Consider the following 373-nt stretch of genomic DNA (forward strand, 5'->3'; position numbering starts at 1 on the left):
GGATTGGCTTTTTCTGATGTCGCGTCGAAATTGGTAAATATATTTTGCAGGTGTTTTTTTATTTTACCCGCCGCGATGTTCCATACGAATTTAGGAACGCCCAATTCGCCGGGCTTTATACTTCTTGTAATGTCGTTTACGGTATCGTTTAATTTGCTGGCGTCTTTGCTGACAGCCGCGACGTCAATCCCGTTTTTTACGATGGCAAGGTTAGAATTGTTTTTCTTGATATCCTGTTCAATTTGGGCGGTGAAAGACTTGACGGAAGCGTCCGCTATGACTTTTCCGTATAATGCGCCGAAAATCACTAAAAGCAATAAAATGAAAACGACAAATGTTTTAACATAGCCCCCTTTCCTGTCCTCTTCCGGAA

1 protein-coding gene is annotated in these 373 nt (G+C 42.1%); it reads right to left on the bottom strand.

Annotated elements, in window-relative coordinates:
- On the bottom strand, positions 1-317 hold a 317-nt coding region (locus ACYVTD_RS17905; protein WP_461248964.1), incomplete at its 3' end, for a hypothetical protein.
- Between the last annotated feature and the right edge of the window lie 56 nt (positions 318-373).

This window comes from Treponema sp. R6D11 (assembly GCF_054786075.1).